The sequence below is a fragment of the Pseudoxanthomonas sp. genome, assembly GCF_051953815.1.
Classification (GTDB): Bacteria; Pseudomonadota; Gammaproteobacteria; order Xanthomonadales; family Xanthomonadaceae; genus Pseudoxanthomonas_A.
In genome coordinates this window covers 1-23,851 of the sequence record NZ_JBQCIJ010000056.1, presented here as the reverse complement: position 1 = coordinate 23,851, position 23,851 = coordinate 1, and the positions used below count along the sequence as shown (strand labels likewise).

Annotated in this window: 17 protein-coding genes, 1 tRNA gene, 1 pseudogene and 1 riboswitch; of the genes and pseudogenes, 9 read left to right on the top strand and 10 right to left on the bottom strand. The window is 68.4% G+C overall.

The window, feature by feature from the left end; genetic code table 11:
- The first annotated feature begins 54 nt into the window (after positions 1–54).
- Positions 55–1,929, top strand: coding sequence for an ATP-binding cassette domain-containing protein (locus ACTHN1_RS17630; RefSeq protein WP_440472217.1), 1,875 nt, complete (start codon positions 55–57; stop codon positions 1,927–1,929).
- 71 nt (positions 1,930–2,000) lie between these two features.
- Positions 2,001–2,861: a lysophospholipase gene (locus ACTHN1_RS17625; protein WP_440472216.1), complete on the top strand. Its 861-nt coding sequence runs from the start codon at positions 2,001–2,003 to the stop codon at positions 2,859–2,861.
- Between the two features lie 34 nt (positions 2,862–2,895).
- Here ACTHN1_RS17625 and ppc read toward each other — a convergent pair whose 3' ends face one another.
- Together ppc and ACTHN1_RS17615 are read right to left on the bottom strand one after the other, a co-directional pair.
- The gene (gene ppc, locus ACTHN1_RS17620) at positions 2,896–5,619 is read right to left on the bottom strand and encodes a phosphoenolpyruvate carboxylase (RefSeq protein ID WP_440472215.1); all 2,724 of its coding nucleotides are present in this window, start codon (positions 5,617–5,619) and stop codon (positions 2,896–2,898) included.
- Positions 5,620–5,766: 147 nt separating this feature from the next.
- The gene (locus tag ACTHN1_RS17615; protein WP_440472214.1) at positions 5,767–8,259 is read right to left on the bottom strand and encodes a prolyl oligopeptidase family serine peptidase; all 2,493 of its coding nucleotides are present in this window, start codon (positions 8,257–8,259) and stop codon (positions 5,767–5,769) included.
- A gap of 125 nt (positions 8,260–8,384) precedes the next feature.
- Positions 8,385–8,475, top strand: a riboswitch (S-adenosyl-L-homocysteine riboswitch).
- Positions 8,476–8,512: 37 nt separating this feature from the next.
- Here ACTHN1_RS17615 and ahcY point away from each other — a divergent pair.
- Together ahcY and ybaK are read left to right on the top strand one after the other, a co-directional pair.
- A complete protein-coding gene (gene ahcY / locus ACTHN1_RS17610) occupies positions 8,513–9,946 on the top strand; it encodes an adenosylhomocysteinase (protein ID WP_440472213.1) in 1,434 nt (477 codons plus the stop codon).
- A 155-nt stretch (positions 9,947–10,101) separates the two neighbouring features.
- Entirely contained in the window at positions 10,102–10,575 is a 474-nt protein-coding gene (gene ybaK / locus ACTHN1_RS17605) for a Cys-tRNA(Pro) deacylase (protein ID WP_440472212.1), read from the top strand.
- Positions 10,576–10,609: 34 nt separating this feature from the next.
- Here the strand turns inward: ybaK and ACTHN1_RS17600 are convergent, their stop codons facing one another.
- A complete protein-coding gene (locus ACTHN1_RS17600; RefSeq protein ID WP_440472211.1) occupies positions 10,610–11,167 on the bottom strand; it encodes a DUF3228 family protein in 558 nt (185 codons plus the stop codon).
- A 123-nt stretch (positions 11,168–11,290) separates the two neighbouring features.
- On the opposite strand from ACTHN1_RS17600, the gene metF reads away from it, so the two are divergent.
- Together metF and ACTHN1_RS17590 are read left to right on the top strand one after the other, a co-directional pair.
- Positions 11,291–12,118, top strand: coding sequence for a methylenetetrahydrofolate reductase [NAD(P)H] (gene metF / locus ACTHN1_RS17595; RefSeq protein ID WP_440472236.1), 828 nt, complete (start codon positions 11,291–11,293; stop codon positions 12,116–12,118).
- A 91-nt stretch (positions 12,119–12,209) separates the two neighbouring features.
- Positions 12,210–12,794, top strand: a complete 585-nt coding sequence (locus tag ACTHN1_RS17590; RefSeq protein WP_440472210.1) for a hypothetical protein — start codon at positions 12,210–12,212, stop codon at positions 12,792–12,794.
- Between the two features lie 42 nt (positions 12,795–12,836).
- Here the strand turns inward: ACTHN1_RS17590 and ACTHN1_RS17585 are convergent, their stop codons facing one another.
- From ACTHN1_RS17585 to ACTHN1_RS17565, 5 genes are all read right to left on the bottom strand, one after another.
- A complete protein-coding gene (locus ACTHN1_RS17585) occupies positions 12,837–14,174 on the bottom strand; it encodes a sensor histidine kinase (RefSeq protein ID WP_440472209.1) in 1,338 nt (445 codons plus the stop codon).
- Positions 14,161–14,844, bottom strand: a complete 684-nt coding sequence (locus ACTHN1_RS17580; RefSeq protein WP_440472208.1) for a response regulator transcription factor — start codon at positions 14,842–14,844, stop codon at positions 14,161–14,163. The genes ACTHN1_RS17585 and ACTHN1_RS17580 overlap by 14 nt, the downstream gene beginning before the upstream one ends.
- A 329-nt stretch (positions 14,845–15,173) precedes the next feature.
- Positions 15,174–16,058 (bottom strand): 30S ribosomal protein S6--L-glutamate ligase, encoded by an 885-nt coding sequence (gene rimK, locus ACTHN1_RS17575; RefSeq protein ID WP_440472207.1) that lies wholly within the window; start codon positions 16,056–16,058, stop codon positions 15,174–15,176.
- Positions 16,059–16,150: 92 nt separating this feature from the next.
- Positions 16,151–16,224 (bottom strand) — tRNA-Gly (locus ACTHN1_RS17570).
- Between the two features lie 91 nt (positions 16,225–16,315).
- Positions 16,316–18,133: an autotransporter domain-containing protein gene (locus tag ACTHN1_RS17565; protein WP_440472206.1), complete on the bottom strand. Its 1,818-nt coding sequence runs from the start codon at positions 18,131–18,133 to the stop codon at positions 16,316–16,318.
- A 175-nt stretch (positions 18,134–18,308) separates the two neighbouring features.
- On the opposite strand from ACTHN1_RS17565, the gene thiS reads away from it, so the two are divergent.
- Entirely contained in the window at positions 18,309–18,509 is a 201-nt protein-coding gene (thiS, locus tag ACTHN1_RS17560) for a sulfur carrier protein ThiS (RefSeq protein ID WP_440472205.1), read from the top strand.
- A 21-nt stretch (positions 18,510–18,530) separates the two neighbouring features.
- Here thiS and ACTHN1_RS17555 read toward each other — a convergent pair whose 3' ends face one another.
- Positions 18,531–20,018, bottom strand: a complete 1,488-nt coding sequence (locus tag ACTHN1_RS17555; protein WP_440472204.1) for a CehA/McbA family metallohydrolase — start codon at positions 20,016–20,018, stop codon at positions 18,531–18,533.
- 106 nt (positions 20,019–20,124) lie between these two features.
- Entirely contained in the window at positions 20,125–22,641 is a 2,517-nt protein-coding gene (locus tag ACTHN1_RS17550) for a TonB-dependent receptor (RefSeq protein ID WP_440472203.1), read from the bottom strand.
- Positions 22,642–22,841: 200 nt separating this feature from the next.
- Here ACTHN1_RS17550 and ACTHN1_RS17545 point away from each other — a divergent pair, with 200 nt between their 5' ends.
- Both ACTHN1_RS17545 and ACTHN1_RS17540 read left to right on the top strand, forming a co-directional pair.
- Positions 22,842–23,639, top strand: a complete 798-nt coding sequence (locus tag ACTHN1_RS17545; protein WP_440472235.1) for a thiazole synthase — start codon at positions 22,842–22,844, stop codon at positions 23,637–23,639.
- Positions 23,636–23,851 (top strand): annotated as a pseudogene (locus ACTHN1_RS17540) (hypothetical protein); the annotation flags it as partial. The gene ACTHN1_RS17545 and the pseudogene ACTHN1_RS17540, both read left to right, overlap by 4 nt.

The window sequence follows — 23,851 nt, the reverse complement described above, 5'->3', positions numbered from 1 at the left end:
CGCCGGCCTTCGCGGGGCGGCGGGCGCGGCGCCACGGGCGGGTACAATGGCGCCATGTCCCTTCTGCAATTCCAGCGGGTCGACTTCAGCGTCGGCGGTCCGCTCCTTCTCGAACACGTCGATCTGTCCATCGAAGCCGGCGAACGCGTCTGCATCGTCGGCCGCAACGGCGCCGGCAAATCCACCCTGATGCGGCTGATGGCCGGTGAAATCCGCCCGGACGACGGCGAAATCCGGATCCAGGGCGGCGTGGTGGTCGCGCGCATGGCGCAGGAGGTCCCGCAGGACACCGCCGGCAGCGTGTTCGACGTGGTCGCCCAGGGCCTGGGCGATCTGGGCGCGCTGCTCGCCCGCTACCACCATGCGCTGGCCGAGGGCGACATGGCCGCGCTGGGCGAGACGCAGGCGCAGATCGAGTCCCGCCACGGCTGGGACCTGGACCGCCGCGTGCAGCAGGTGCTGGCCCGGCTGGAACTGCCCGAGGACGCCGATTTCGCCGCCCTGTCCGGCGGCATGAAGCGGCGCGTGCTGCTGGCGCAGGCGCTGGTGCGCAAGCCGGACATCCTGCTGCTGGACGAACCGACCAACCACCTGGACATCGAGGCGATCGCCTGGCTGGAAGGTTTCCTCAAGCAGTTCGAGGGCAGCCTGGTGTTCGTCACCCACGACCGCAGTTTCCTGCGTGCGCTGGCCACCCGCATCGTCGAGATCGATCGCGGCCAGCTCACCAGCTGGCCGGGCGACTACGACAACTACCTGCGCCGGCGCGAGGAGCGCCTGCACGCCGAGGCGCAGGAGAACGCGCGCTTCGACAAACTGCTGGCGCAGGAGGAAGTCTGGATCCGCCAGGGCATCAAGGCCCGCCGAACACGCAACGAGGGGCGCGTCACCGCGCTCAAGGCGATGCGTCGCGAACGCGCGCAACGGCGCGAGCTGTCCGGCAACGTCAGGATGGAGGCCGCCGCCGCGCAGGCGTCCGGACGCAAGGTCATCGAAGCCACGGACGTGTCGCAGGCCTACGACGGGCGCGTCCTGCTGGATCGCGTATCGGCCACGATCATGCGCGGCGATCGGGTCGGCATCATCGGTCCCAATGGCGCCGGTAAATCCACCCTGCTGAAGATCCTGCTGGGCGAACTGGCCCCGCAGCAAGGCGAAGTCAAGCTGGGCACCGGCCTGCAGATCGCCTACTTCGACCAGCACCGCAGCCAGCTGGACGAATCGCTCACCGCGCTGGAGAACGTCGCCGAAGGGCGCGACTTCGTCGAGATCAACGGCAGCCGCAAGCACATCATCGGCTACCTGCAGGACTTCCTGTTCTCGCCGGAACGCGCGCGCGCGCCGATCACCCGCCTGTCCGGCGGCGAGCGCAACCGCCTGCTGCTGGCCAAGCTGTTCGCGCAGCCGTCCAACCTGCTGGTGATGGACGAACCGACCAACGATCTGGACGTGGAAACGCTGGAGCTGCTGGAAGAGCTGCTGCTCGACTACAAGGGCACGCTGCTGCTGGTCAGCCACGACCGCGATTTCCTCGACAACGTGGTCACCAGCACCCTGGTGCTGGAGGGCGAAGGCCGCCTGGGCGACTACGTCGGCGGCTACAGCGACTGGCTGCGCCAGCGGCCGTCCGTGGCGGCCGTGGCCGCTTCCAGGCCCGTTCCTCCCGCGGCTTCGCCCGTCGCCGAGACCAGTCCCGCGGCGGCGCCCGCGCGGCGCAAGCTCAGCTACAAGGACGCGCGCGAACTGGAGCAGTTGCCCGCGCGCATCGAGACCCTGGAGGCCGACATCGCCGGCCGCACCGAGGCGATGAACGATCCGGCGTACTACCAGCAGGATCCGGCCAGCCTGCAGCGCGCCAACGAACAACTGGCCGCGCTCCAGCAGGAACTGGAACTGGCCTACCAGCGCTGGGCCGAACTGGACGGCTGAGCCGGTTCGCCTCGATTACGTTCGACGCCCGCGCCTCTTGACCGTCGCGCGGGCGCAAGCGATGTTGCGCCATGCCGACCGCTCTCCCGATCTCGCCCTTCCTCACCCATGACGGTCTGCGCCTGCACCAGCGCGACTGGCCGCTGCCGCGACCGCGCGCGCGCCTGCTGCTGGTGCATGGACTGGGCGAACACTCGGGCCGATACGCGCGGCTGGCGGAGGAATTGAACGCGGCGGGCATCGCGGTGCGCGCCTACGATCACCGTGGCCATGGTCGCAGCGATGGTGCGCGCGGATGCCTGGACGAACCGGCCCGCCTGCCCCGCGACACGGTGTCGGTGTTCAACGCCTACGCCGCGGAAGGCGGCGATCTGCCGTTCCTGTTCGGCCACAGCATGGGCGGGCTGGTCGCCCTGCATGCGGTCCTGCTGCAGGATCTGGTGCCGCGCGGCCTGATTGCCTCCTCGCCGGCGCTCGCCACCCATGCCGGCGGCATCCAGCGCGCCTTCGCCCGCGGCCTGGCCGGCTGGTGGCCGGACCTGACCCTGCGCACCGGCCTGGACGCGGACCGGCTCTCGCACGACCCGCATGTCGAACGCGAGTACCGCGAGGATCCGCTCAACCATTCCCGCATCAGCACCCGGCTGGCGCATTTCATTTTCAGCGGCGGCCGCCAGGTGATCGCGCGCGCGCCGGAACTGCGGACGCCGACCTTGTTGCAATTCGCCGCCGACGATCACCTGGTCGATCCCGCCGGCTCGCGCGCCTTCGCCGCCGCCGCGCCGCAGCGCAAACTGCGCGCGCACGAGTACCTGCGGCTGTATCACGAGATCTACAACGAGGCCGATCCGGAACGCAGCCGGGTGGTCGCGGATCTGCTGCGCTGGCTGGATCTGCAACTGGACCGGCCCAAGCGCGGACACGAAGGCTGACCGCGCGCTTTTTCCAGTTCGCCTCCGGCCGCGATCAGCCGGTGTTCTGGACGCCCTGCGACACGCCGTTGATGCTCGCCACCAGCACCCGCAGCAGGGTGTCGTCCTCGCGCCCGGCCTCGCGCCAGCGACGCAGCAGGTCCACCTGCAGGACGCTGATCGGATCGATGTAAGGATTGCGCAGGCGGATCGACAGCGCCAGCCGCTGATCGTGTTGCAGCAGCCACTCATCGCCGGTCAGGCGCAGCACCCATCGCAGGGTCAGCGCGTGTTCGCGCTGGATGCGCGGGAAAAACTCGTCATGCAGGTTGCCGGCCATGCGCGAGAACATCTCGGCGATGCTCAGGTCGCCCTTGGCCAGCACCATCGAGATGTCGTCGAGGAAGGTGCGGAAGAACGGCCAGTCGTGCGCCATTTCCAGCACCGCCTCCTCGCCGTGCGCGTCCACCGCCGCCTGCAGGCCGCTGCCCACGCCGAACCAGCCGGGAATCACCGCCCGCGCCTGGCTCCAGGCGAACACCCAGGGAATCGCCCGCAGGTTGCCCAGCGCCGCGTCCTGGCCGAGCCGGCGCGACGGGCGCGAGCCGAGCGTCATCCGTTCGATCACGTCGATCGGCGTGGCGCTGCGGAAGTAATCCATGAACCGCGGCGCGGCCACGAAATCGCGGTACGCCGCGCTGCTGTCGCGGGCGACCGTGTCCATGATCGCGCGCCAGCCCGGCTCGCGCGGTTCCAGCGGGCGCGGACGCAGCGAGGATGCCAGCACCGCGCCGACCGATTGCTCCAGCGAACGCAGCGCCAGCGCGCGGATGCCGTACTTGCGGTGGATGACCTCGCCCTGCTCGGTCACCCGCAGGCGACCGTCGACGCTGCCGCGCGGCGAGGCGTCGACCGCGCGGGTGGTCTTGCCGCCGCCGCGGCTGATGGAGCCGCCGCGGCCGTGGAAGAAGGTCAGCTTGATGCCGAGTTCGTTGGCGGTCTGCAACAGTTCGACCTGACCACGCTGCAGGCCCCAGCGCGATGCGGCGATGCCGCCGTCCTTGCCGCTGTCGGAATAACCCAGCATCACCATCTGCACGTTGCCGCGCGCGGCCAGGTGCGCGCGGTACACCGGATCGGCCATCAGGTCGCGCAGCGTGTCCGGGCCATGGCGCAGATCGTCCACGGTTTCGAACAACGGCGCGATGTCCAGCGGCACGTGTCCGCTCCCGTCGACCAGCCCGCCGCGGCGCGCCAGCGCCAGCACGGTGAGCACGTCGGCGCGGTTGTGCGCCATGCTGATGATGTACGCGCCCAGCGCATCGGCGCCGTGCCGGCGGCGCGCGTCGCCCAGGGCGGCGAACACCGCGTCCAGGCGTGGATTGCCTTCTTCCTCCGATGCCGGCAGTTGCCGTTCGCCGCTGGCATAGGGCGCCAGCAGCGCGCCGCGCTCGACGGCGTCGCGCGATTCCCACTGCGCGTCGCCGAGCGCGGCGGCGACCGCGCGCGCATGCACGCTGGATTCCTGGCGCACGTCCAGCCGCGCCAGGTGGAAGCCGAAGCTGCGGATGCGCCAGGCCAGCCGGCGCACCGCGAACCAGCCGGCGTGGATGCCGCGGTTGGCCTCCAGGCTGCGCAGGATCAGATCCACGTCGGCGGCCAGTTCCTCCGGGCCGGCATAACCCTGCGGCAGATCTTCCAGCGTGGCCTGCAACCGCGCGCGCATCAGATCGTTGAGCAGGCGATACGGCATGTCGCCATGGCGCGGGCGCGACTGCGCGGCGGCTTTCGGCAGCCTTTGGCGATACTCGTCCACGCGCGCCAGCACTTCGGTCGATACCCCGACCAGCGAGCTGGATTGGCTGAGCAGCGTGGTGAGCTGGCGCAGTTCCTTGATGTAACGGCGCAGGATCAGCGCGCGTTGCGCGTTGAGGGTCGCGGTGATGGTGCCGGCGTCGACGTTCGGATTGCCGTCCATGTCGCCGCCCACCCAGGTGCCGAAGCGCAGCAGCCGCGGCAGGTGGCGGGTGATCGCCGGCTGTTCGCCATAGACCTGGGTGATGGCGCTTTCCAGCGTTTCGTACAACACCGGCACCACTCGGTACAGCACTTCGATTAGATAGAAGCCGACATGCTCGCGCTCGTCCTCCACGCCCGGGCGCACCGGCGAGGAATCGGCGGTCTGCCACGCCGAGGTCAGCGCCATCCGGAAGCGCGCGATGTCGGTGGCCTGCTCGCCGGGCGTGCGCGTGCCATCCAGCCCGTTGACGAGGCTGGCGACCATCAGTTGTTCCTTCTCCAGCAGCGCGCGCCGGACCGCCTCGGTGGGATGCGCGGTGAACACCGGCTCGATGTCGATGCGTGGCAGCCATTGCGCCAGTTCGTCGATGCCCACGCCCTGCGCCCGCAGGCGCTGCAGGATATCCTGCAGGCCTTCCGGCTGCGGCTTGCCGCTGTCGGTGCGCTGGTAGTCGCGACGGCGGCGGATGCGATGCACGCGCTCGGCGATGTTGACCACCTGGAAGTACGCGCTGAACGCGCGGATCAGGCCTTCGGCATGCGAGGGTTTCAGTCCGGCCAGCAGGCCCGCCAGCGATTGCGGCGGCGCATCGCTCTGGCGGCGGGCGATGGCGGTGGTGCGCACGCGCTCGACTTCATCCAGGAACGCGGGCGACACCTGCTCGGCCAGCATGTCGCCGACCAGCGCGCCAAGCCGGCGCACGTCTTCACGGAGCGGTACATCGGGGGGAGCGAACTCGAGACTGCGGGGCGAATTCATCGAGACGGCGGACCGGGCGGCGGGGGTGGGTTCCCAACACTACCCCAATTCGGCCCGCGTCTGCTGCACCGCCGCACGCCTGTCCCGCGATGTCCCGCGGGACAGGCGAACCGGACCGCAATTGGTCGGGTTCCGGTAGCGCCGTCGTCAGCGCTTGGCCGGCGCGGCGGGCGGCTGCTTCACGTAGCGGTCGAGCCAGGCATTGGATTCGGCCAGCATCTGCAGGATCGATTCACGCGCGCGATAGCCGTGCGATTCGTTCGGCAGCATCACCAGCCGCGCGGTGCCGCCCAGGCCCTTGATTGCCGCGTACATGCGTTCGCTCTGGATCGGGAAGGTGCCGGAGTTGTTGTCCTGTTCGCCATGGATCAGCAGCAGCGCGTCCTTGATTTGATCGGCGTGGTTGAACGGCGACATCGTTTCGTACACCTCCGGCGCCTGCCAGAAGTTGCGCTCCTCGGCCTGGAAGCCGAACGGCGTCAGGGTCCGGTTGTAGGCGCCGCTGCGCGCGATGCCGGCCTTGAACAGGCGGGTGTGCGCGAGCAGGTTGGCGGTCATGAACGCGCCATAGGAATGGCCACCGACGGCGATGCGCTCGCGATCGGCCACGCCCAGGCGCACCGCTTCGTCCACCGCCGCTTCGGCGCTGGCGACCAGTTGCGGGACGTAGGTGTCGTTGGGCTCCTTGTCGCCCTCGCCCACGATCGGCACGGAGAAGTCGTCCCACACCGCATAGCCCATCGCCAGGAACGCCAGCGGTCCCCAATAGCTGATCGCGTTGAAACGGTACGGCGAATCGGTCACCTGCCCGGCGGCCTCGGCGGATTTGAACTCGGCCGGATACGCCCACATCAGCATCGGCAGGCGACCGTCGCGCTTGGGATCGTAGTTCGGCGGCAGGTACAGGGTCGCGGTGAGATCCACGCCATCCTTGCGCTTGTAACGGACCTGCTGCTTCTTCACGCCTTTCAGCTGCGGCGTCGGGTGCGGGAAGCGGGTCAGCGCGCGCGGCTCGCCGGCGCCTTCGACGACGAACAGGTTGGTGGGTTCGTCCGGCGATTCGCGGGTGATCAGCAGACGCTGGCCGTCGGCGTCCAGCGGCGCCACCGGCGCCGCGTAGTACGGCGCCTGCGAATGGAACAGGCGGGTCCTGCCGCCGTCCGCGCCGGACTTGTCCAGATCAACCTTGTCCAGGAAGGGACGATCCCCTTCCGGCGACGCGCCGTCGCCGATCCGGAAGATGCTGCGGCCGTCGGCCGCCATCATCAGGCGCATTTCGCCGCGCGCGTCCTGCGCGAGCACCGGCGAACCGGGATCGTTGTAGCGATCCTCGTAGGAGCCTTCGCGGATCAGCTTAGGCGCCTGCGCCGCGTCGTCCGGCGCGATCCGCCATTCGCGGATCTGGCGGTTTTTCCACCAGGCTTCGCTGATCAGGGCCAACTGGCCGTTGCCCCACTGGATGTCGGCCAGGCGCATGCCCAGCCGCGCCAGGGTCACCGGCGGTCTGTCGAACGGCGCGGCCTGCATCATCACCGCGTCGCGGATGGCGGCCTCGCGCGACGGGTCGCCACCGTCCTGGGCTTCCGCCCAGACCAGGGTGGCGTCGGCGTCGGCGCGCCACTGGATGTCGCGCACGCCGGCCGGCACCGCGTCGTTGCCCGGCGGCAGTCCTTCGATCAGCGGCAGCCTGGCGACCTCGTGGACCAGTTGCCCCTGCATGTCCAGGACTTCGATGCGGGTCGGGAACGAACTCACCGGCACCAGGTAGGAGAACGGCCGCTCGACGCGGCGGCGCAGGATGTAACGGCCATCCGGCGAAGCCGACAGCGACAGGTTCAGATCGGGATTGCCCAGCGGCTTCACCGCGCCGGTCAGATCGATCAGGGCGGGCTGCGAGCGCAGTTGATATTCCAGCAGGCGCGCATCGCCCTCGTTGCGGAGCATGTCCTGGTAGGTGCGGATCTGGACCACGCCGCCGCCGGCCTGGGTCTGCTGCACGTTGGGACCGGAAGGCACCAGGCTGCGCTCCGGCGCCTCGCCCTGCCCTTGCGGCTGCAACTGGACCAGCAGGCGGCTGCTGTCGCCCAGCCAGGCGTAACCACGCCCGACGACGGTGTTGAGCGCGCGGTCGCTCAGCCGACGCGCACTGCGCGCGGCCACGTCGATCAGCCACAGCTCGTTGCCGGCGGACTGCGGATCGATGCGGTTGAAGGCGATGTAGCGCTGGTCCGGCGACCAGCGGAAACCGACCATCGACAGCGGCTGCGGCAGTCCCTGGATCCGCAGCTCCTTGCCGGAGGCGACTTCCTGCAGCCAGAAATCGGTGCCAAAGGAGAACCGGCTGGCGGAATGGCTGCGCGGGTGGATGCGCAGGCCCGCCAGCTTCAGCTCCGGCTGGGCGACCACGTCGATGCCCGGCAGCGCGGGTACCTGCATCAGGGCCAGCAGATCGCGGCGCGGACTGACCGAGACGTCGGGGCGGCGGGGTGCGTCGACGATGGCGCGCAGGGCGGGAGGCGGCAGCTGGTAACCGGCGTCGGCGGTGGCCGGCGGCGCGGCCGTCGGCGTGCGCGCCAGGGCGGCCGGGGCCAGCAGGCTCACCGCCAGGGCCAGGGCGGCGATACGGGGCATGGAGGTCATGCGGGGCTCTCGTTGGCAGGGATTCATCGGAGCTTAACAACCCCGCGCCGGGCCGGGCCACGGCCGTCGGTCATGCCCCGGGCACATCCATCGCTTCATCCGGAACAGCCGATATAATGGCCGCCCTCGCCGAGGGGCGCTGCGACCGCGACGACTTCCAGGGAAGTGCGCACGGCCAGGCTCGGCAGGACTTTTCTGTAACGGCGCCCGGTCGAGAATGCGAGCCCAGCTCGCCCACTAACCGGAGCAATTCATGAACGCCGTACGCCAGTTTTCCACCGAGGGTGACTACAAGGTCGCCGACATTTCCCTGGCCGACTGGGGCCGCAAGGAAATCGACATCGCCGAGCACGAGATGCCGGGCCTGATGTCCATCCGCCGCAAGCACGCCGCCGCCAAGCCGCTCAAGGGCGTGCGCGTGACCGGTTCGCTGCACATGACCATCCAGACCGCCGTGCTGATCGAGACGCTGGTGGACCTGGGCGCCGACGTGCGCTGGGCTTCGTGCAACATCTTCTCCACCCAGGATCACGCCGCCGCGGCGATCGCCGCCACCGGCACCCCGGTGTTCGCCTGGAAGGGCGAGAGCCTGGAGGAATACTGGGACTGCACGCTCGACGCGCTGAGCTTCGGCGGCGGCAAGCAGGGTCCGGAACTGGTCGTCGACGACGGCGGCGACGTCACCCTGCTGATCCACAAGGGCTACGAACTGGAAAACGGTTCGGACTGGGTCAACACCGCCTCTTCCAGCCATGAGGAGCAGGTGATCAAGAACCTGCTCAAGCGCGTGCACAAGGAACGTCCGGGCTACTGGACCGAAGTGGTCAAGGCCTGGAAGGGCGTGTCCGAGGAAACCACCACCGGCGTGCACCGCCTGTACCAGCTGGCCGAAGCCGGCACCCTGCTGGTCCCGGCGATCAACGTCAACGACTCGGTCACCAAGTCCAAGTTCGACAACCTGTACGGTTGCCGCGAATCGCTGGCCGACGGCCTGAAGCGCGCGATGGACGTGATGCTGGCCGGCAAGGTCGCCGTGGTCTGCGGTTACGGCGACGTCGGCAAGGGTTCGGCGCACTCGCTGCGCGCCTACGGCGCCCGCGTGATCGTCACCGAGATCGATCCGATCTGCGCGCTGCAGGCGGCGATGGAAGGCTTCGAGGTCAACACCATCGAGGACACCCTGGGCACGGCCGACATCTACGTGACCACGACCGGCAACAAGGACATCATCACCATCGACCACATGAAGGCGATGAAGGACCAGGCCATCGTCTGCAACATCGGCCACTTCGACAACGAAATCCAGGTCGATGCGCTGGTCAACTTCCCGGGCGTGCAGAAGGTCAACATCAAGCCGCAGGTGGACAAGTACGTGTTCCCGAACGGCAACGCGATCTTCCTGCTGGCCGAAGGCCGCCTGGTCAACCTGGGCTGCGCCACCGGCCATCCCAGCTTCGTGATGTCCAACTCGTTCGCCAACCAGACCCTGGCCCAGATCGACCTGTGGGCGAACAAGGACGTCTACGAGAAGACCGTCTACCGCCTGCCCAAGCACCTGGACGAGGAAGTGGCGCGCCTGCACCTGGAGAAGATCGGCGTCAAGCTGACCAAGCTGACCCAGGACCAGGCCGACTACCTCGGCGTGCCGGTGGAAGGCCCCTACAAGCCGGATCACTACCGCTACTGATCGGAACGCGTTCGATCGGCTCGCCCGGTCGATCCGTCCCGGAACGCAACGGGCGCCTTCGGGCGCCCGTTGTCGTTCGCGCGCCGCAATCCGGTTCAAGACAAGAGCGCGCCACGCGGCCAGGATGGACGCCGACGAAGACACGGACCCCATCCATGACGCCCGCCATCGAACTGCTCAGGCGCGAACGCGTCGCCCATGCCGTGCATGCGTACACGCATGATCGCGACGCTGGCTCCTATGGCGCCGAAGCGGTCGAGAAGCTGGGTTTGGATCCGGCGCGGGTGTTCAAGACGCTGCTGGCGGTCACCGAGGCCCGCGAACTGCTGGTGGCGATCGTGCCGGTCGCCGGCCAGCTCGATCTCAAGGCATTGGCCGAAGCCGCCGGCTGCCGCCGCTGCGACATGGCCGCGGCGGAGGCCGCGCAGCGCGCCACCGGCTACCTGGTCGGCGGCATCAGCCCGCTGGGGCAGAAGAAGCGCCTGCGCGCGTTCCTGGACGCCAGCGCGCGTCCTCTGCCGACGATCCACGTCAGCGCGGGCCGTCGCGGGCTGGAAGTGGAACTGGCGCCGGACGACCTGCTGCGGCTGACCGGCGCCGATGTCGCCCCTATCGGACGGGCGCGCTGAGGCAGGCACTCCAGCCGGCGCCGCGTCCCCGTACTTACGGCCGCCAGTTCGCGTTGTTCTCCCAGAATTCCACCGCGCGGCGATAGGCCTCGCGATCCAGCGGCGTGCCGGATCCGCCCTCCTCCACCCCCAGCGCATTGCGCATCATGGTGATCGGCGCCATCGGAATCTCCTCCGGCTCGGCGGTGTACAGGCAACCGACCACGCCCCAGTCGGCGTCGATAGGACTGCCTTCGCGGGCCAGTTGCTCGCGGCTGTACAGGATCACCACCAGAAAACGCGCCACCGGCGGCTCCACGCCCTCGAACCAGCGCACCAGCACCGGCAGCTCCTCGCGGGTGCGGGCCTCGTAGGCCGAGCGCAGCCGATGGCGGTTGGCATCGGTGATCGGCACCGTGAGGCAGCGGGTGGAGGTCCAGTTCTCGTGCACGTGCAGTTTGCAGAACGGCGCATAGCCCTCCAGCACCTTCAGCGGCGCATGCGCGTTGAGATAGCGTTCGAACTGATCGGGCGTGCAGTCCTGGATGGTGTTGCGGCGGATTTCACGGGGAAACAGGCGGGTACGGGCGAACGGGGTCAGGACGATGGACATGGACGAAAGCGCTGGAAGAACCCGCACAGGGTACCGCGTGGCCGCTCCCGCGCCCGCCGCCCGTTTGCATATCCATCTTGATGGAGAGATATAATGCCACCCATCCCATCGCCCGCCCCGCCCATGACCGCCCTGAGTTTCGAGTTCTACCCGCCCAAGACCGACGAGCAGCGCGCCCAGCTCGACCGCACCGCGGAGAAGCTCAAGGAACATGCCCCGGAGTACGTCTCCTGCACCTTCGGCGCCGGCGGCTCGACCCTGAGCTACACCTCCGAAACGGTCCGCCACCTCAACCAGAAGCACGGCTTCTCCGCCGCGCCTCACCTGTCCTGCGTGGGCGGCAGCCGCGAGGAAATCCGCGAACTGCTCAAGCTGTACCGCGCCATCGGCTGCAAGCGCATCGTCGCCCTGCGCGGCGATCTGCCCTCGGGCATGGGCCATCCGGGCGATCTGCGCTATGCCTCCGAACTGATCGCGTTCATCCGCGCCGAGCACGGCGACAGCTTCCACATCGAGGTCGGCGCCTATCCGGAAACGCATCCGCAATCCGATGACGCGCTGACCGACCTGAAGTACTTCAAGGCCAAGGTCGATGCCGGCGCCGACGGCGCCATCACCCAGTATTTCTACAACGCCGACGCCTATTTCCACTTCGTCGACGCGGCGCGCAAGCTCGGCGTGACCATCCCGATCGTGCCGGGGATCATGCCCATCTCCAATTTCTCGCAGCTCAGGCGCTTCTCGGAAGCCTGCGGCGCCGAGATCCCGCGCTGGATCAGCAAGCGCATGCAGGCCTACGGCGATGATGCCGACAGCATTCGCGAGTTCGGCGCCGACGTGGTGGCCCGCCTGTGCGAACGGCTCATCGCCGGTGGCGCGCCTTCCCTGCACTTCTACACCCTCAACCTGGCCAAGCCGACCCAGGCCGTGCTGAGCCGACTGGGCCGCTGAGCCACCGCGCGAACGTGCGCGGCGTTCCAGTCGGCGCCGCGCGATGTCCGGGAGCATTGGCGGATCGCGCGCCGGCCGGTAGGCTGGCGCGATGCGATGCGTCCTCCTGTTGCTGTTCGCCTGCTGGCTGGCCGGATCCGGCGGCATCCAACGCGCGCAGGCCCAGCAGCCAGTGCAGCGCTGCACCACCATGACCGGCGAAACGGTCTACACCGACAAGCGCTGCGAGGACATCGGCGCGATGGATCGCCTGCCCGATCCCGCTTCCGGCTCCGTCCACGGTTCCTCCGGCCTGTACCGCGGCACCTGCTCGCGCACGCTCAGCGATCTGGTCGCGCAGATCACCGCCGCCGTCGACGCCCATGACGTCAACCGGCTGGCCGGCATCTACCAGTGGAACGGCATCTCCGATTCATCCGCCAACCGCATCCTGGATCAACTGGAAGCGGTGGTGCAGCGGCCGCTGATCGACATCGTCCCGATCCGTGCCGCCGCGCCGGTGCTGGCCGAGGATGGCAGCGTGCTCGACGCCAACACCGACGGCTATTACCCGCAGACCACGCCGCAGCGCCCCGTCGGCCTGCGCCTGGAGCAGACCCTGAAGAACAGCGCCACGCCCTCCCGCACCGTGTTCGGCCTGCGAAGGGCGTACAACTGTTTCTGGATCACGCTGTAGCGCTTGGGCGCGGAAGCGTTCCCGCACCCACGCAGCAATGCCTCATTCGCGCATCGGCGAGAATTTCAGGGTCGCGATCACACCCTTCTGTTCACCGGGGCGCACGCTCACCTGCCAGTCGTACAGCGCACACAGCCGGCTGACGATCGACAGGCCGATACCGCCACCCTGCGAGTGGCCGGCGTGGGTGCCGCGATAGCCGCGCTCGAACAGGCGCGCGGCATCCTCCTTGCTCAGGCCCGGCCCGGAATCCTCCACTTCGACCGCGGCCGGCAGCAACCGCACCACCACCTCGCCTTCGGGGGTGTACTTGACCGCGTTGCCGATCAGATTGCCCAGCGCGACCGAAAGGGCCGCCTCGGGCGCATCCACCGTCATCCCGCCTTCGCCCTCCACGCGAAGTTCCAGCTTCTTGCCCCCCAGCTGCGCGCGATGCGCATCCAGCAGTTGCTCGGCGACGCGGGCGACATCGGTATTGCCATGACCACGTTCGCCGCGTGAGAGCAGCAGCAGCGCGCTGATCAGATCGGTGCATTGCTGTTCGGCGCGCTGGATGCGCTGGATGCGGGTGCGGGTCTTCTCGTCCAGGTCCTGGCGCGACAGCATCAGCTCGACCGAACCACGGATGACCGCCAGCGGCGTGCGCAGTTCGTGGCTGACGTCGGCGTTGAATTCGCGGTCGCGCTGGACCACTTCGGTCAGGCGGTCGGAGTAGTCGTCCAGCGCCTTGGCCAGTTCACCCACCTCGTCTTCCGGGAAATGCGGGGCCAGAGGCTGGGGATCGCTGCTGCCCTTGTAGGCGCGCAATCGCCGCGCCAGGCTCGACACCGGACTCATCACGCGGGAAGCGGACCACCAGCCGATGATCAGTGACAGCGCGCCGAACAGGATGACCGACAAATACAGCCAGCGCTTGAGCTGCATTTCGCCCTTGCGCGACTGGGTCATGTCGTAGGCCAGGAAGAACCAGGCCTCCGGCGTCTTGCGCACCGCCAGCTTGTACGAATACGGCTGGCCGTTCTCGTCGATGCCGCTGAGATTGTGGATGCCGTCCTTGAAGTCGTACCAGTCGGGCTGGTCGGCGCGCAGGCGCTCGAATCCGTCGGGCCTGACGATGCGGGCACGCATCTGCTGTACCGGCGAGGCCACGTTGTCCGGGTTCAGCTGGTATAGCTGCCATGACTTATCGATGTTCTGATTCATCACGTCTTCGACCAGTTCGTTTTCCACGCGCTGGCGCGTCACGTCGGTCAAGTAGGCAAACAGACCCGTCAGGCCCGTGCCCAGCAGAAAGAACGACAGGATGATGCGGGTGCGGAGCCGATGGCGGAACTTGGCCGCGCGTCGGGCGGCCGGGGGCCGCCGGTCAGGCGTTGCCATCGGGCGCGGCGATCCGGTAGCCGATGCCGTGGCGGGTCTGGATCAGCGGGGTCTCGAAGGGCTTGTCGACCACCGCGCGCAGACCATGGATGTGCACGCGCAGGGAATCCGAATCCGGCAGTTCCTCGCCCCACACCCGGGTTTCCAGTTCCTGCCGGGTGACCACCGCCGGCGAAGCTTCCATCAGCGCCTGCAGGATCTTCAGCGCGGTCGGGTTGAGTTGCAGCAGCTTGCCCTGCCGGCGCACTTCCAGGGTGTCCAGGTTGTACTCCAGATCGCCGACTTCCAGCACCCGCGTCTGCACGCCCTTGCCGCGGCGCGAAAGCGCGTTGAGGCGGACTTCCACTTCCTGCAGGGCGAACGGCTTGATCAGGTAGTCGTCGGCGCCGGAATCGAAGCCGGCCAGCTTGTTGTCCAGCGAATCGCGCGCCGTCAGCATCAGCACCGGGGTCTGCTTGCGCGCCTCGTTGCGCAGCTTGCGGCAGACCTCCAGCCCGTCCATGCCCGGCAGGTTCAGATCCAGCACGATGGCATCGAACTCGTGGACCACGGCCAGGTGCAGGCCGGTGACGCCGTCTGCGGCGAAGTCGACCGTGTGGCCGCGCTCCTCCAGGTAGTCTCCGAGGTTGGCGGCGATGTCGCTGTTGTCTTCAATGACCAGAATTCGCATGGTGGTTCCTGTGTTGGGATCCGTTCGACCCGTCCGGCGGGCCACGGTTCCAAAGGTGAGGGCCTGAATTTAACAAATTCTCCCTGCACGCCCCGCCAGCATCGTTCACGGCCTGGATGCCGTGCCTTCCGCCAAGAAAAAGCCCAGGCCGGCGGGCGCCGACCTGGGCCAAGATGTGCCCCGATTACCGTAATCCTGTGCTTTCCAGAAGTAACCCAATCCAGGGAAGACGCAGAGCTAGCGGTCGGGCAAGGCTACGCGGATTTCGACTAAAAAACCGTTAAAGGTCGCGTTAATTCTGCGTGAAATCACCCTGTTCAGGCGCTCGTTCAGGCTGAACAGGCGGCCCCGTCCGCCAGGTGGTCGACGATGGCCCCGGCGACGTCCACGCCGCAGACCGCCTCGATGCCTTCCAGGCCCGGGGTCGAGTTGACCTCCAGGACCAGCGGCCCCCGGTGCGAGCGGATCAGGTCGACCCCGGCCACCCCCAGGCCCAGCACCTGCGCGGCGCGCACGGCCACGGCCCGCTCCTGCTCCGTCGCCGGGGCGGCCTCGGCGGTGCCGCCGCGGTGCAGGTTGGAACGGAAGTCGCCCTCGGGCGCCTGCCGGCGCATGGAGGCGATGACCCGCCCCCCGACCACGAAGCAGCGCAGGTCGGCGCCCTCGGCCTCGCCGATGAATTCCTGGACCACGAAATTGGCGTACAGCCCCCTCAGCGCCTCGACGACGCTGCGCGAGGCCGACGGCTTCTCGGTCAGCATCACCCCGGCGCCCTGGGCGCCCTCATTGAGCTTGATGACGTGCGGCGGCGGGCCGAGCATCGACAGCAGGTCGGTGGTGTCGTCCGGGTTGTCGCCGAACACGGTGATCGGCAGCCCGATGCCCTGCGCCGCCAGCAACTGGTGGGCGCGCAGCTTGTCGCGCGCGCGCAGGATGGCGTCGGACGGATTGGGGCTGAAGCTGCCCATCAGTTCGAACTGCCGCAGCACGGCCGTTCCGTAGCGGGTCACCGACGCGCCGATGCGGGGAATCACCGCCGCGTAGCCGGCGATGGGCTTGCCCATGTAGTGCATGGCGAAGCCATGCGAAGCGATGCGCATGTAGCAGCGCAACGGATCCAGCACGCGCACCGAGTGGCCGCGTTCGCGCGCGGCCTCGACCAGGCGCCGGGTGGAGTACAGCTTGCTGTTGCGCGAAAGGATGGCCAGTTTCATGGCGGGTCGCCGCGGCTGAGGCCCACAGGATCGCACGCTCCCGGCAGCCGTGGATGACGGCCCGGTGACATGGCGCAAGGGGAAGGAAAACGTGGAGCGGGTGATGGGAATCGAACCCACGTTAGCAGCTTGGGAAGCTGCAGTTCTACCATTGAACTACACCCGCACGGAAAGGAGTCTATGCGGTGTCGGGGCGCGGATGCAATGCGGCGCCCGCGAGGGGCGCCGCAAGGCAAAGCATCAGGCGGACGCCTGGATCAGAAGCCGCCGCCCAGGCTGACGAACACGGTTGCATCGTGGCCGTCCTTCTTGCCGGCGGAGACCCGCGCGCCGACGTCGGCGTCCAGGCCGAACACCTGCGTGCGGGCGCCGACGGTGAAAGTGCCGTAGTTGCGATCGAAGTTCAGGCCCGGCACCGCGTACGGCATCACGCCCGGCATCGACTGCAGGCTGGCGAACACCTGGCGATCGGCTTCCTCGAACTCGTGGTCGTAGGTCAGCTGCGCGTAGGGACGGGTGTGCTCGGTGGCCTGGATGCTGGCCTTCCAGCCCACGCTGCCGATCAGCGAATCGAAATCCTGATCGCCGTAGGTCAGCGCGGTCGAGCTGCTGTTGCTTTCCGCGTAGCCATCCAGCTTGACGCGCTGGGCTACGACACTGGCGACCGGTCCATGGCGCAGGCGGCCATGCTCGAAGTCGTAGCCGGCGCTGATCGCCGCGGTCAGGTTGCTGCCGTCCGGCGAACCGCTGTGGCGACGGGTGGCCGGGCCGATCGGGATGTCGCGGTCCACGTCGTAGGACAGCCACGTGTAACTGATCTGGCCGTTCACCCACATGCGGTCCTGGTACCAGCCGGCGAAGCCGCCGAGGGTGGCATCGGATTGCTTGAAGCTGCCGCGGCTGTCGCCGAAATCCATCTTGCCGCGACCGAAGCCGGCGAAGCCGCCGAACACGAAGTCGCCACGGGTCCAGTCCAGGCCGAAGGTGCCGGTCGGGGTGATGCCGTCGAAATCGCCTTCGTCGTAGCGCAGCGAATCGCCGCGCAGGTCGCCCCACCAGCGCACGCCATCGGCGTCCGGCTTGGTATCGATGTGGCTGGCGACGCGGTCCGCGCGCGAGCGTCCGATCACCGACGCGGTGTACGGCAGCACCGCCAGCTGGCGGGGGCCTTCCAGCACCGAAATGGCGTACTGGCCGAGCATCTGGTGCGCGGCGAGCGACGGATGCACGCCGTCGGCGAACGCGTAGGTGCCGGCCGCACCCGGCTCGACGTAGTTCTGCGGCACGCACAGGGTCGATGGCGTGTTGCCGCAGGCCGGGGAGGTCACGTTGACGAACCCGTATTGCGCCGGCGACGCGGTGATTTCACGCAGGAAATTGAAGGTGTCCAGCGGGATCACCCGCAGGCCCTGCGCGGTCAGGCCGTTGTAGAGCGCGGCGTTGTAGGTGGCCGCGAGCTGGGTGGCGCCGGCGTTGTTGAGGAAACGCGGGGTTTTGCCCAGATCGGGAATGTTCGGCACCAGGATGTATTCCGCGCCCGCCTGCTTGAGGCCGGCGACCACGGCCACCTGCGAGGTGACCGCCTGGCCGATGATGGCCGGTGTCTGCGACGGGTTGGCGACCGCCGCGAACAGATCGTTGGGGCCGCCCCAGACCGTGTAGAGCGCGCGCGGATCGGCGCGACCACCGGTGCTGCCCAGATAGCTCGCCAGCTGCGTCGTCAGCGCCGGCACGGGCACGGTGATCGGGCCGAGCAGTTGCGTGGCATCGGTGCCGGTGCGCGCACCGCTCACCGCATAGTTGGTGCCCCCTTGATTGGCGCTGACGCCATTGGTTCCGTAGTACTGGGCTAGGAATTCGGACCAGACGAAGCCCGGGTTGGTCGTCGCTCGGCCGGCTACGGCGGCCCCGGGATTGAGCTGCACCAGCGTCGGGCGGAAATGACCGCTGTCGGTCAGGCTGTCACCAAAGAAGATGGTCTGCGAAAAGGGACTGCTCTGCGCGAACGCGGGCACGGCGGCGGCGGCCAGCGCCAATGTCAGCAGGCGGCGCAGGGGCCGTTGGGTCGATCTCATGGTGTTCTCCCGGGGCAAATAAAAAAGACGTTGTCGTTGTTCTCGGATGCGCGCGACTCACATTTACCGTACGGCGGCGCATGGGGGCTATCGTTCCACCAAGCCCGGAAGCGTTCACGCTGCAACGCGGCAAACGGGACGTGCGCCGATCCGGCCGGGCGGCGACAATAGGCGCATGGACATCGTATTGAACGGCGAATCCCGCCATATCGAACCCGCCCTCACCATCACCGGGCTGCTGCAGTCCGAGGGCCTGGCCGAGCGCCGGGTCGCGGTGGAGGTCAATGGCGAAATCGTGCCCCGCGGGCTGCACCCGACCCGCCAGCTGGCGCCCGGCGACCGCATCGAGATCGTCCACGCGCTCGGCGGTGGCTGAGCGCCGCCGGCTTTTCGCGCTTCAGCCCACCGGCGGTTCGATGTAGATCGGATTGCCGAGCAGCCACAGCCGCCCCTCGGGGCCACGCACATTGGTCCGGATCCAGTGTCGCGCGCCATCGGCGCGCCAGCTGAAGCGCAAAGCGTGCGCCGGTGCGCCGGCCGGAATGCTCCGGCGTTCGACGACCTGGCCGTCGATGATCAGTTCCGCGGTCGCACCGCCGACCGAGGCCGTGCCCAGCAGGAAGGTGACTTCGCCGCCAGCCGCGACCGCCAGCGACTGCCCCATCACCGCGCGCGTGTTTCCTGTCTCGGCCTCCCAGGTCATCGCGCGTTCGCGACTGCCCTGGACATCCACGAACACCCGGCCCGCGCGGATGCCTTCCAGGATCGCCGGCATTGACAGGGCATCGGCGTGCACCACCGTGGTCGGCGCGCCCAGCGCCGCGCCGCCGGCGTCGGTAACCTCGCGCAGGGCGTCGTGGTTGTCGCTGCCGCCAATCGCGGTCAGCCGGCGCCCGGTCGAGAGCAGGCGTTCCCAGAATGGAATGCCCGACCACTCGCTGTCGGCGTCGGCGCCGTTGACCACTTCCACGGCCTGCACCCGTGACAGGTCGGTGTTGTCCGGCGCCGCCCAGCCGCAGCCCATGCAGGCTTCGCCGGAGGGGCGCACCGGATGGTTGATGGAGACGATGCCCTGCCCGTCCGTCTGCGCGAGCACCGCATTCCAGTCCGGTACCTCCGCCGAACCCACGCGGAAATCCAGCGGCGCGATGCCGCCGATCCAGTTGGCGTGGCCGCTGAAGGTGGTGATCTCCCGTCCGGGCATCAGCAGCAGGCGATCGAAGTAGGGCTGGAGTTCGCGCAGGCCATTGGCCTGGGACATCGTGTTGTGATCGGTGACCGCGATGAAATCCAGCCCGCGCCGCGCGGCTTCCTGCGCGGTCAGGAACAGCGGGCATGGCACGCGCTGGCCGGATTGGCTGGCGCAACCGCCGTCGCTGTGCGCGTCATGCATGTGCAGATCGCCGCGGTACCAGGCCGCACCCGTTCGCAGCGGAGCGTCGACGCGGGTGTCGTCGAACCAGACGCGGGCGGTGAATCGGTCGTCGGCATCGGCGCGGACGTTGGGAAACCCGAGCAGCAGCGACCAGCGTCCCGGCGTGATCGGTCCGGGAAGATACGACGGCGTCGCGTCGGTCGCCGCCACGGTGAAGCGCCGCTTGTTGCCGCCGCTCCAGCCACGGAATCCGTCCTGGCCGCGGAAGCCGTCCGGCCCGAGCAGACCGAGATCCACCGTGGTCCGACGCTCGCGTCCGCTGTATTCGAATTCCACGGTGATGCGGCGGGTGCCGGCCGGGACCTCGAAGGGCAGCAGCCGGTAGGTCTGGTGATCGCCGCCTCCGATGGCGCCCTCCAGCACCCGGTCCGGCGCTTCGCCCCCGTAAGCGCTGAACGCGAGCGCGACACCCGGCAGGAGCGTCAGCAGAATCGAGCGAGGGAATTTCATGGTGTTCCTCCATCCACGACGCCCGCCATGTACCGGCGCCCTCGCCTGCCGCCGACGCGTGGCGTCGGCGGCGCGCATGGCACAGGCGCGCGGCGAGCGCGCACCATCAGAAGCGGTACATCAACGCCAGGCGATACGAACGCCCCAGCAACGGACGCGCGATGAAGGTATTGGCGCCGGCGTCGCCGCTGGACACCTCGCCGGCGCGCGGATTGCCTTCGGTCAGGCCCAGCGAGTCGTCCAGGTTGTCGACGTAGGCGTACAGCGACCAGCGATCGTCGAAGCTGTAACGCCCGCTGAGGTTGATGACGTCGTAGGACGGCAGGCGCACGCTGTTGGCGGTGTCCACATAGCGCTCGCCCTGGCGTTCGTAGGACGCCTGCAGGCGCAGCTTGCCGCCGGCCAGGTTGAAGCCCGGCACCAGCCGCAGGCTGTTCTTCGGCACCCGGATCAGCTGGTTGCCGACGAAGTCGCGCAGCACCGGTTGGCCGGCGACCACTTCGGTATAGCGCAGCCCGCGGTATTCCGGCTCCTGCACGGTCGCGCTCATCGAGATGTCGAACCAGTCCACCGGGTAATAGGCCGCTTCCAGCTCCAGGCCATAGGTGCGGGTATCGGCGAACAGCTGCTGCTGCGTCGATGCGCCGGTGTTCGGATTGAACACGTAGTTGCTGTAGCCGACGTTGTCGTACCGGGTGAAGAAGGCGGTGGCGAACAGATCGAACTTCTGGTGGGTGAACTTGTAGCCGATCTCGCCCAGATCCATGGTCTGGATGATCGGCTTGGCGGTCGCGTTGGTGATGAACGATCCCAGGTTGGGCAGGCGGAAGGTCGAGGTCCAGCGTGCGAACAGGCCGGAGTACTCGTCGAACTGCCAGTTGCCGCCCAGGGTCCAGCCGACCTTGTCGAAGTCGCGGTCGTAGGTCGAGAACCGGCCATTGCCGGTCCACATCTGGCTGTCGGTGATCGGACCGCCGCCGGCGAGGTTGGGCTGCACGCGTCCTTCCACCCAGCCTTCCACGTTGACCTTCTCCCAGCGCACGCCGCCATCGATGCGCAGCCGATCGTTGACCTGCCACTCGTCGGCCAGATAGAACGCGTGGGTCTGCGAGCGGCCGCTGGCGTTCTCCCATTCATAGCCGTAGCGCCAGACGCCGTGGTCGCTGATCGTGGCCACCGGATTGCCGCCGGCGTCCACCGCCACCAGGTCCAGCAGGCGGGCATTGTCGCGCGCCTCCAGCAGGACCGTGGACGAGTAGCGTTCGAAATCCTGATCCACCTTGGCGTAGTAGTAGCCGAAGCTCAGGTCATGCGACTGATCGCCGAACTCGAACCGGCGCGACACGCGCGCGTCGTTCATCAGTTCCCTGACCGGCGCGGTGACGCCGCGCAGGCCGCCGATGACGATCAGGCCGTTGCCGTTCTGGTTGGCGGTGTCGTAGGCCTGGCCCGTGCCGGTGTAGCGGAACCGCAGCGCGGTGGCGCCGGGATAGCGCGCCAGCAAGGCCTGATTGTCGCGGTTGGACAGGAACGAGCTGGCGCTCTGGAGCGCGTTCGGGAACATGCCGTTGCGCTGGGTCCGGGTGTCGTTGTAGCGCAGGCTGTCGACGAAGCGCCAGTCGCCGAGGGTCTTGTCGAACTTGACCGTGAACTGATCGCGCTTGACGTGCGTGCCTTCGCCGTTGTCGAAGTCGTAGATGCCGCCGTTGGCCATGCGCATGCGCACATGCTCGGTCTCAGGCCCGGCCAGGGTGCCATGGTTGCCGTCGAAGCCCGGCACCGCCCGGATCCTGCCGCCGGTGGTGCGCATCGGGATGCCCAGGTACAGCATCACCTTGTCGTCCATGTGCTTGACGTCGAAGGACAGGCTGCCGCCTTCCAGCGCGCGCACCAGGTTCAACCGCACCTGTCCGCCATCGTTGGCCTTGAAGCCGGGATCGCGCACGCCGTCATCCTGGCGGTAGTAGCCGCCCAGCGACAGTTTCCAGTCCTGGCCGACCGGCGTGCCCACCCAGAAATCCCCGCGATGCAGGCCGTAATCGCCGACGGTGTACTTGAACACGCCCTCGGTGCGATCGCCGGGCTGGCGCGGAATGTAGTTGACCGCGCCGGCCGGCGCGTTGGAATAGAAAATCGAGGACGGGCCGCCGCGCACGACTTCGATGCGTTCGGTGGTCTCGTCCAGGCGGAACGCCTGATCGCCGTTGAGGTAGCCCAGCGCCGGATCGTGCTGCACCGGCATGCCGTCATCGAGCAGGGTGATCGAACCGAAACCATCGACCGGAATGCCGCGCGCGCGGACATTGCCGCTGGCCTCGCCACCGGACGCTTCCACCCAGAAGCCCGGCACGCTCTTCAGCGACTCGGTCACGCTGGTCGGCGCCTGCAGGCGCAGGCGCTCTTCATCGATGCCGGTGATCGAATAGCTGGTCTCGGCCTTGCTCCGCTCCTTCACGCCGGCGCGACCGGTGACGACGATGGCGTCCAGCTGCTTGGCGCTGGCGGAAGCCGATGCGGTCGCGGCTTCCTGGGCGTGGGCGGGCAACAGCCCGGCGGTGAGGCAGGCGCCGGATGCGAGGACGCAGCGAATCGAACCGCCGAGGCGGTGGAGACGGATGGGCATGATTGTTTCCTGGGGGAGGAGGTTGACCGCGCGGCGAACGAAGCCGCGCCGTGATCGACCGGATCGTGGCCGGCGGATATGTCGCCGGGGTGACCGCGGGACGTCACTGGCATGACCACCGCGACGCCGATCCCGCTTTCGCGCCCCTTGGCCGGGCCTCCGCTCACGCATGTCCGGCCGGGATCGGCGATAATCCGCCGATGTCTCAAGATACCCACACCGACCCGCTGGTCATTGCGGGAAAAACCTACCGTTCCCGCCTGCTCACCGGCACCGGCAAGTTCAAGGATTTCGAGGAAACCCGCCTGGCCACCGAGGCCGCGGGCGCCGAAATCGTCACCGTCGCCATCCGCCGCACCAACCTGGGCCAATCGCCCAACGAGCCCAACCTGCTCGACGTGCTGCCGCCGGATCGCTACACGATCCTGCCCAACACCGCCGGCTGCTACACCGCCGACGAAGCCGTGCGCACCTGCCGGCTCGCGCGCGAGCTGCTCGACGGGCATTCGCTGGTGAAGCTCGAAGTGCTCGGCGACCAGCGCACGCTCTATCCCGACGTGGTGCAGACGCTGGCCGCCGCCGAGAAGCTCGTCGCCGACGGCTTCGACGTCATGGTCTACACCTCCGACGATCCCATCCTGTGCCGCCGGCTGGCGGAGATCGGCTGCGTCGCGGTGATGCCGCTGGCCGCGCCGATCGGCTCCGGCCTGGGCGTGCAGAACCGCTACAACCTCATGGAAATCGTCGAGCAAGCCACGGTCCCGATCATCGTCGACGCCGGCGTCGGCACCGCCTCCGACGCCGCGGTGGCGATGGAGCTCGGCTGCCACGGCGTGCTGATGAACACCGCGATCGCCGGCGCGAAGGATCCGGTGCGCATGGCGCTCGCGATGAAGCTCGCCGTCGAGGCGGGCCGCGACGCCTTCCTCGCCGGCCGCATCCCGCGCAAGCGCTACGCGAGCGCGTCCTCGCCCGTCGACGGCCTCGTCGGCGGATGACCGGCACGGTGCGCGCCCCCGGCCGCAAGCCCTTCACGATCGAGCCGGGCCACCGCGCCGTGCGCAGCTTCGTGCTGCGACAGGGCCGCTTCACCCCGGCGCAGCAGCGCGCGTTCGACGCGCTGTGGCCGCGCTTCGGGCTCGACTACGCGCCTGCGCAGGCGCCGCGCGACTTCGACGCCGTCTTCGGCCGCAACGCGCCGCGGGTCCTC